The following is a 6,803-nucleotide window of genomic DNA, read 5'->3' on the forward strand; positions in this document are numbered from 1 at the left end:
AAACATAGAGAATCATAAACTACTGAAATCGCTCAACTTAATTTTCGGTCGGGCTCTTATATGCTTTTTCTTATTGTGCGTTAGAATTGGTCGAACGATTCTATCGTCACTGACCATGCTTGCTACATAGGGTCATTTATGAAAAAAGCATCGCTTCTTTGGGTTGCACCGCTTATATGCTCACTTGCCCTGCAACCTGCATTGGCACAGCAGCCTCGCCAGCCCGGCCCACCACCGCCGCCGCCCCATCATCATAATAATGATGCGGCAGATGCAATCATTGGCGGTCTGCTGATCGGTGGCCTGGCTCTTGCAGCCGCTTCGCATCAGCACCGACACGAACACTATCCGGTCCCGCCAGCACCGCCGCCGGGGCCAAATCCGTATTACAACCCATATGGCCCAACCCCGCCGCCTCCGCCGCCACCGCCCTATCCGGGTCCCTATTATGGTGGCCCTGCCTTCCCGCCTCCGCCGCCGCCCGGCCCCGCAGCCTATGGCCCGCCATTCAGCCCGGCGCCCAATATTACCTGCTACCCGGCACAGCGGACATGCACCAATCAGCACGGCCATCTGATACCAAGCTGGACGCGCAAGATCTTCGGGTGACAATGATGCGTATGATGAAAAAGCTAATTCTCCCGGCTCTCGCCTCCCTGCTTCTTGCCGGCGCAAGTGCTACGGCGCAGGAACTGCCCAAGGCAGGCTTTGTCCGTGAACATGTCGTGGCGCTGCTGCATGGCATTCTCACACCAGAACAGACGGCCAAATTCAATCTGCTTGCCTATCAGGTGGCGGTCGGCAATGTCTGCCATGGATTTGTTGTCGATCAGCACAAGTTCATCGACGCATTCCAGTCGCTGACCCTGCACAAGGATGAGAAGGCATCTGCCGAGCAGAAGGACTATCACGACAAGCATCTTGCCATCGTGTTTGGCATCATGGTTGGCGGCGACATGGCAGCTCTGGGTGAAAACCTGAAAGAAGGCTGCAACCATGCCATGGAAATCCGCAACGACCCGGAAAATGCCAAGGATCTCGTCTGGAAATAGCCAGACAGCAATCCGCGGGCATAAGCCACCCGCGCCCTTGCCAGCGGCACAGTTCGCTGGCCTTTTTTATGGTCGAGCGCTCAATTCATACTGGCCAATCGCGCAATGCATGATTGGGCATGACTGCGCAACCAGAGCAATCCAGATTTTCATGAAACCGATGAATTGCTCTGACATGTTGTTTTATGCAGTGCCGGACGAAAACCGGTTCCCGCTTTCCTGGAACGGCTCTCATTGCCTTTGCATGGTGGAAGGCCCCCTGATCGAGCCTTCACACACGGGGACAGGTGATTGCAGCAGATCTCTTCACTGAGCCCGACGCAGCTCGACCGGCACGGATTTATAGGCCGGAACCCAGCTTTCCGGATCCACATCCTCAAGGCCGATCAGACAGTTTGCTTCCGGATAATAGGCAGCAACGGAGCCACGAGAGATCGCATGGACGACAAGCGTCTGCCGCGGCAGGACACGATCGCCTGCAACAACATCAACAACATCGCCATTATTGAATCCAAGCTCTGCAATGTCATCGGCATTGACGAACAGCACATCGCGCCGGCCGGTAATGCCGCGATAACGGTCATTCATGCCATAGACCGTGGTATTATACTGGTCATGGGCGCGCACTGTCATCAATGTCAGCTTTGCCTCATTTGCCGGTTCATCTTCCACCATGGAATCCATGACCAGGAAATGCGCCTTCCTGTCGGGCGTGTCCCACTCGCGCTTCGAGGCGCCGACACGCAGGCGGAAGCCGCCCGGAACACGCACACGCTTGTTATAGTCGTAGAAGTCTGGCAGCACTTCCTCGATCTTGTCGCGGATCAGATCATAATTTCCGATCAGCGCATCCCACGGCACGACCGTTTGCGGGAGTGTAGCCTTGGCAATGCCGGCAATGATGGCGCACTCCGATTTAAGCTGCTCGGAAGCAGGCTTGAGGCGTCCGGTTGAGGCATGAACCATCGACATTGAATCCTCAACCGTGATGAATTGCAGCCCTGTTGCCTGATAGTCCTGCTCACTGCGTCCGAGACATGGCAGAACCAGCGTTTCCTCTGCCGTGAGCAGACAGGTACGGTTCAGTTTAGTGCAGATCTGGACACTCAGATCCAACCCCTTGAAGGCGGGGAAGGTTGCCTGTGGATCGCTCATGGCAACAGCCAAATTGCCGCCAAGCCCGATAAAGGCCTTTGCCGTGCCATCGCGCATGGCCATGACAGCCTTGACCGCATTATGGCCATGCTGCCTTGGGCTCTTGATGCCAAAGGCCTGATCCAGCCGTGACAGGAAGGTTTCCGACGGAATTTCGGTAATGCCGACGGTGCGGTTTCCCTGCACATTGGAATGACCGCGCAGCGGACAGATGCCAGCACCGGGCCGGCCCATATTACCGCGCAAGAACAGGAGATTGGTCAATTGCTGGATGGCTTCCGTGCCATGGCGATGCTGGGTAATGCCCATGCCATAGCAGATGATGACATTGGATGAAGACCAGTAGACACGTGCAATGTCGCGGATCGCAGCTTCCGTCAGCCCTGAACGCGCAACAATCCTGTCCCAGGGGGTGTTTTCAATATCAGCCTTGAGCGCGTCAAAGCCAACCGTTTCATTGGCTATGAAATCACGGTCAAGCAGGCTTTCCTCACCCTTGGCAACGCGCAAGGCATCTTCTTCAAGAAGTGCCTTCATCACGCCCTTGATGGCCGCAACATCGCCGCCAACCCGAACCTGATGATAGGACGAGGCAAGGCGCGTTGCGCTGTCAGTAAGCATTTCCACCGGCGACTGTGGGTTTTCAAACCGCTCAAGCCCGCGCTCACGCATCGGATTGATGACGATGATCGGCTTGTTGCGCAATGAGACCGCACGCAGCGTCGCGAGCATGCGCGGATGGTTGGTGCCCGGATTGTGCCCAATGCAGATGACGAGATCGGCATGGTCGAAATCTTCCAATGTCACCGTGCCCTTGCCTACGCCAATGGCGCGCGGCAAGCCGACGCTGGTTGCCTCATGGCACATATTGGAGCAGTCGGGGAAATTGTTGGTGCCATATTCACGCGCAAAAAGCTGGAACAGGAAGGCAGCCTCATTGGAAGCACGGCCGGATGTGTAAAATTCAACCTGATTTGGATCGGCAATCGCGCGCAAGCGCTTGCCAATGACAGCAAAGGCTTCGTCCCAACTGACAGCCTCAAAACGATCTGTCGCCCGGTTGTAGCGCAGCGGCGTCGTCAGGCGCCCCTGATTCTCAAGGTCATGGTCACTCCAGTTCCACAATTCCGAGACCGTATGCTCGGCAAAGAATTGCGGCTCGACCCTTTTGGGGGTTGCCTCCCAAGTAACTGCCTTGGCGCCGTTTTCACAAAAATCGAACGACGAGGTGTGTTTCGGATCAGGCCAGGCGCAGCCAGGGCAGTCAAATCCATCAGGCTGGTTCATATCCAGAAGCGCGCGCGTCTTGGGGCTCAACCCCATCTGATCCTTGATGGCTTCGGCAACAGCTTTGAGCGCACCCCAACCGCCTGCCGGACCTTCATAATTCTCTATGCCTTCTGGTTCTTTTTCCATAATGCCCCATCTCAGCATATTTTATGCTTTTACTGGTTACACTCATCCACAAACATTATGAATACTGAATTAGAAATGTAAAATGGTTTACTTATGACGCGCATAATTTAATGTTTCATTCCATAATCCATCAAATTTCCTGGATAGCAGCATGACACCTGTTTCTTGTGTCATGCACATCCACTCTATCTGGCACTCTATCCGCCTGCCACCGCGCAATGCGATAACCGAACCCGGCATCAGAGTTTGCCGCTGCCGGGATATTGAGCAAGGCGGCTGGCACAAATGCACGATTGAGTGCTTTCAGCCCTGCTTCTTGAACTTGCCACCAATGATGAACAGGATCACGCCAACGGCTGCCATGATGCAGACCAGAAGAAGGTTTGACGCCTGCCCTGCCTCTTCGACCGCAGCTGGTTCAGCCGGGACAAGCCCAAGATCTTGCTGATCAAAAAAGAACCAGACGACAAGCGCCACCAATACGATCACAGTCCCTGCGATCTGCACCAGGCTTCCAAGTGTCTTATTCATGTTTCATCCTCCCAACCATGCTCGATGCGACCTTGTTACCATTGCAGCATCATGTCGCCGGCATTCATGCGATGATTTACTTATGACCGGAATGCTGATGCTACACATTCATAAAAATCAATTACCTGCACCAATGATGGCGACGACTTCCATGCCATCCCGCAGACATCAGCCCCGCCCCATGTACAGGGGTCTGTCTGCCGCCAGCCTACATGCCGGCAGCAGACAATGGGACCGGTCAGGACGTGATCCACTTTGCCAGATAGACCCAGACTGGTGCTGCAATGACAAAGCCAAGCACGCTGACGGCGAGCGAGGATGTGCCGGTGCGCGTATAGACCTGATACTTGCTGGAAATGATGATACCCGAAAATGCCGGTGGCAGGGCAACACTCAAGACAAGCATCTGGAGTACGGTTGAGTCCAGACCACACAGCCAACCGACGATCAGGAAGACGCCTGGCATGAGAACCAGCTTGAAGAAGGTGTTATAGGCAACTTCCTTGTCGAGCTCGATACTGTAGGCTGCAAGCGTAAGACCCGCAGCAAAGACGGCAACACTGGAATTGGCCTTTGCCAGAAGCGCAAAGCTCGGGTCAACCACAGCCGGAACCTTGATGCCAAGCAGCACGAGGATGACGGCCAGAATCGGCGCCCAGACGACAGGCTCCTTGAGTGCATCAATGAGTGCGCTGGAGTTCGATTCCTTTGGGCCTCCATCATTGCCGCCACCGCCAGCATTCAGCAGATAAAGGCCGATCGGAATGGTGACCGCATTGACCACAATGGCAACGATTGCCACGACAAGGCCCGTTTCAACGCCAGTGCCATAAAGCGGATCCAGGACTGCATAGCCAAGAAATCCGATCGTCGGCGAACCGGCAATCAGGGCACAGACGGCTGCTTCTGCCTTGGTGCGCTTGAAGAACATCATGATCGTGACATATGACGTCATGAACAGCGCAACCAGGCCAACCAACGAAATGAGACTTAACGTCGTGTTCTGGAACAGCATTTCGCGGTCAGCCCGCACAATCGAAGCGAACAGGGCTGCCGGCAGGGCAAAATCCAGAACCAGCTTGTTGAATATCTGGGCCTGTTCTGGCGCAAAGACATGTTTCTTACCCGCCATATAGCCCAAAATCATGACGACAAAGATTGGTATCAGGTCTGATACCAACATCTGTTGCATAAAGTTTTCCATGATCCGCCCTCCGGGAAGAACTGGCTTCCCTCATATTGGTATGAGTGAGCGCATGGATGACGCAATCCCCCCATCCACGCAGCATAAACGGGCAAGGCAGCATGCCACCTTGCCCATGATCAGGCTGGATCAGCCCTTGACGACGGTCTTGTATTCCTTGCGCAGCGAGCTCATGAAAGGTTCATCAATATCCAGATGACCCTTGACGAGCTCCTGTGGCGTCAGGGCAAGCCAGTTGTTGAGCGAGACATCCTTGTATTCGCCAGTGTGGAATACGTTGAGGACGCGAACAGGCTCATCACCAATATTCTCGATATAGTGCGCAAGCGTCTTTGGTACATAACCGACATCGCCGGCAACAAAGTCAAAGGTGCGCGCATTGTTGACCGCATCAAAGACGGTCATGCGCGCCTTGCCGCTGATGTAATATTGCAGCTCGTCTGCATCCGGATGCCAATGGACTTCGCGCATTGCGCCCGGCTCAAGATCGATGAAGAGTGCGGCAAGATTGGTGACTTCAAAATTGCGGCTGTCAACAACCTGGGTCGCACCACCCTCAAACACATTCTTCGGCATCTTTGATGCGCGGAAGACATATTTGTCGGTGAAGTTCACCGCACCCAGATCACGCTTGACCTCTTCAAGCGGTGCCGGTACCGGCTGACGGAAAATATATTTTTCCGAAGCCGGAATGCCGTTGAAGGCTTCGGCAGGAACGCCAAAATTCTTGGCCAGAACTTCCTTCGGCAGATGGGCAAAGAGCTCGGTCACAAGCAGAGTCTGGTTTTCCGAGAAGTTGCCATCATTGAAAACCAGAACGAATTCCGTACCTTCCTCAAGGCCCTGGATGGCATGCGGGAAGCCTGCAGGTGCAAGCCAGAGATCACCCGGCTCCAGATCTTCAACCAGCGTCTGGCGCTTGTCGTCCACGAGATAGAAACGAACCTTGCCCTTCAGGACATAGGCCCATTCGGCTTCCTTGTGCCAGTGCAGCTCGCGCACAACGCCTGCCGGAAGGCGCATATTGACAATGGCAAGCTCCTTCATGCTTCCCATTTCGCGCTGCGTTACTTCACGTGCCCAGCCACCATCTTCAAGACGGTTATGCGCCATGGCAAACGGGAATTTCAGATTCGGAATACCACCATGGTCAGTTTCCGGCGGCAGCAGAATGTCCGGATTCTGCGCTTCAACTGCAGGATTTCGTGGTCCGAGAATTGTTGCCCCCTTGGAACCACGGATAGGCTGGATCAGATCACTCATTCCATTTACCCCATAATGTTGATCCTATTACATATAATTGGAATGTTGTTTTCAAAAATGCAAATTAGTTTTAAAAAATATTTCGTATTTTTAATTATCTAAGAGCCCGACCTAAAATTAAGTTTAGCGATTTCAGTAGTTTATGATTCTCTATGTTTGCAAAAACTACGGAGGATCAGATG

The 6,803-nt window shown here is 53.9% G+C and carries 6 protein-coding genes; 2 read left to right on the plus strand and 4 right to left on the minus strand.

What is annotated here, in order from left to right; genetic code table 11:
* Window positions 1–201 precede the first annotated feature (201 nt).
* The gene (locus tag ACFO1V_RS09800) at window positions 202–609 is read left to right on the plus strand and encodes a hypothetical protein (RefSeq protein ID WP_380075095.1); all 408 of its coding nucleotides are present in this window, start codon (window positions 202–204) and stop codon (window positions 607–609) included.
* 14 nt (window positions 610–623) lie between these two features.
* Window positions 624–1,052, plus strand: a complete 429-nt coding sequence (locus tag ACFO1V_RS09805; RefSeq protein WP_374834590.1) for a hypothetical protein — start codon at window positions 624–626, stop codon at window positions 1,050–1,052.
* A gap of 306 nt (window positions 1,053–1,358) precedes the next feature.
* On the opposite strand, the gene ACFO1V_RS09810 is transcribed toward ACFO1V_RS09805, so the two are convergent.
* The 4 genes from ACFO1V_RS09810 to ACFO1V_RS09825 form a co-directional block, all read right to left on the minus strand.
* The gene (locus tag ACFO1V_RS09810; RefSeq protein ID WP_374834598.1) at window positions 1,359–3,626 is read right to left on the minus strand and encodes an FdhF/YdeP family oxidoreductase; all 2,268 of its coding nucleotides are present in this window, start codon (window positions 3,624–3,626) and stop codon (window positions 1,359–1,361) included.
* 300 nt (window positions 3,627–3,926) lie between these two features.
* A complete protein-coding gene (locus tag ACFO1V_RS09815) occupies window positions 3,927–4,154 on the minus strand; it encodes a hypothetical protein (RefSeq protein ID WP_374834592.1) in 228 nt (75 codons plus the stop codon).
* A 238-nt stretch (window positions 4,155–4,392) separates the two neighbouring features.
* Window positions 4,393–5,346, minus strand: coding sequence for a transporter YfdV (yfdV, locus tag ACFO1V_RS09820; protein ID WP_374834594.1), 954 nt, complete (start codon window positions 5,344–5,346; stop codon window positions 4,393–4,395).
* Between the two features lie 141 nt (window positions 5,347–5,487).
* Window positions 5,488–6,621: a cupin domain-containing protein gene (locus ACFO1V_RS09825; RefSeq protein WP_374834596.1), complete on the minus strand. Its 1,134-nt coding sequence runs from the start codon at window positions 6,619–6,621 to the stop codon at window positions 5,488–5,490.
* Window positions 6,622–6,803 lie beyond the last annotated feature (182 nt).

Origin of the sequence: Daeguia caeni, from assembly GCF_042653845.1 — a bacterium.
Taxonomy (GTDB): domain Bacteria; phylum Pseudomonadota; class Alphaproteobacteria; order Rhizobiales; family Rhizobiaceae; genus Brucella; species Brucella caeni.